Source organism: Paenibacillus xylanexedens, assembly GCF_007680605.1.
Lineage (GTDB): Bacteria > Bacillota > Bacilli > Paenibacillales > Paenibacillaceae > Paenibacillus > Paenibacillus xylanexedens_B.
Window position 1 is genome coordinate 1 of record NZ_VEIO01000022.1, and the last position, 1,799, is coordinate 1,799.

Sequence of the window (1,799 nt, forward strand, 5' to 3'; positions counted from 1 at the left end):
GGCGTGGGATATGGCGCACTGAAGTATTTGACGCCAGTGGAGAAAAGCGGCATTGGCAGTACATTGTTACCAGAGATCAGCTTCAACTACTTAGGGCAATGGGATCGGGAGATGAATGCCGGGGCGATGTCCATGTCTGGGCTGTCTACTGGATTGCCAATGAGTCCACAATCGGAGCGGGTTCATGCGTTGGACATTGTAGGGAGTGTGGTAGAAGGAAAACTGACATTGAGCATGACATATGATGAGCAGGAGTACCGCGACAGCACGATGCAAGGACTGTTGGATAACTACAAGAAGCAGTTACTTTCAATCATTGAGCATTGCATGCAGCAAACGGAGCAGGAACTGACTCCGAGCGATGTGGGCACCGTATCAATACCGCTCGCCACTTTCGATAAACTTCGCAAGCAACTGGTGAGTAACGATATAGGCGAGCTGGTCTCCATATATCCGTTGTCTCCAATGCAAGAAGGGATGTTGTTCCAATCATTAATGGACCCGCAGTCATCAGCATATTTTGAACAAATGTCGTTTAAGATTCAAGGGACGTTGGATGAATTTAATCTAAAGAAGAGCCTCACCCTTCTGATGGAGCGGTATGATATCTTTCGAACGGTGTTTGTATACGAGGCACTAGAGAGGCCGCTACAGATCGTACTGAAAAAGCGAAATCCGTCGATCGTTTTCAAGGATTTCACAGGGGTACCGGAAGATAAGATCAAGTGCAAAGTAGAGCAATTCAAGCAATCGGACAGGGAACAAGGGTTCAATCTGACGAATGATGCTTTGTTACGTGTTGCTGTATTGAAGACGGGGCAGAGCCAATATGAAATCGTATGGAGTCACCATCATATTTTGATAGACGGCTGGTGCATGCGCATCGTATTGAAAGAGTTCTTTTATATGTACAAGCAGCTTAGCAGTGGCCAAACGATTGATTTGCCTGCGGTGAAGCCTTACAGCGAATTCATCAATTGGTTGGAGAAACAGGATCGTGAAGAAGCACTGGGCTATTGGAGAGATTACTTGGCGGGGTACGAGCAACGTGCAACGATTTCTGCAAGTGAAAGCCGCACAAACGAGTCGCATGCACATGAAGAAGTCCTTTATTCATTCTCGGAGAGATTGACTGAGCGCTTGATGAGAACGAGCAAAAACCATGGGGTTACGATGAATAGCATGATGCAGACAGCATGGGGTCTGTTGTTGCAACACTACAATAATACCGATGACGTGGTGTTCGGCGCACTTGTCTCGGGACGTCCAGTGGAAATCGAAGGTATCGAGAACATGGTGGGGCTGTTTATCAATACACTACCGGTACGGTTAGGCTGGAATTCAACCTCGGGTCTGTTCATCGAGACGGTCCAACGGTTACAGCAGCGAGCGCTGGAATCCGAGAAATACGATTTCCTTTCATTGGCCGAGGTTCAAGGTCAAACGGAACTGAAACAAAACTTGATCGATCACCTGTTTGTGTTTCAGAACTATCCAGAAGTCTATGACATAAGCGGACAGTCTGAGGAACAGGATTTCCGGGTTACAGATTTCCAAGGATTCGAGCATACCAACTATTCGTTAAGTGTGATGATGCATGTACAGGCGAACCGGCTTGGCATCAAAATGAGTTACAATGCGTCGGAACATCGTAAAGCTAACATTGAACGAGTTATCAGCCATTTGGAGACCATGCTAGAGCAGATCGCTGAAACACCGGATATGCGGCTGGCGGAAATCGAGCTGGCCAGCGAGGCAGAGAAGCATCAGTTGCTGGAGACGTTTAACGATACAGCGGC

At 47.4% G+C, this 1,799-nt stretch carries 1 protein-coding gene; it reads left to right on the plus strand.

Features of this window, described 5'->3' with window-relative positions; translation table 11 throughout:
• Positions 1–1,799: condensation domain-containing protein (locus tag FS818_RS28145; RefSeq protein ID WP_260989991.1), on the plus strand; the 1,799-nt coding region annotated here is incomplete at both ends.